This window comes from Undibacterium umbellatum (genome assembly GCF_014284125.1).
Taxonomy (GTDB): domain Bacteria; phylum Pseudomonadota; class Gammaproteobacteria; order Burkholderiales; family Burkholderiaceae_D; genus Undibacterium; species Undibacterium umbellatum.
In genome coordinates this window covers 1-315 of record NZ_JACOFX010000081.1, presented here as the reverse complement: position 1 = coordinate 315, position 315 = coordinate 1, and the positions used below count along the sequence as shown (strand labels likewise).

The 315-nt window shown below is 50.2% G+C and carries 1 protein-coding gene; it reads left to right on the top strand.

The window, feature by feature from the left end:
• Nucleotides 1-315: hypothetical protein (locus H8L47_RS29275; RefSeq protein WP_186957345.1), on the top strand; the 315-nt coding region annotated here is incomplete at both ends.

Sequence of the window (315 nt, the reverse complement as noted above, 5' to 3'; positions counted from 1 at the left end):
ACACGACTAACCTGAGCCAAAAGAACGACGACGTGATCGAACTGCGCAATGCAACAAACGCAGCCATCGGTGACTTCAACGGTATCAGCAACATCGGTAACATCGAACTGACCAACGACACAGCAGTTACCCAAGTGTCCCAAATCCAGTTGAACGATACCATCGTTGACGCATTGGTTGACGGCTACCAAGCTGCTAACACAACAACGCACATCGAACGTCTGACTATCCGTGCCCTGGACAACATCAACGTTGCTAACGCAACAGTCGGTGTATCTATCGATGCTGGTGCATTGACAGCACAATCTGCTCTGG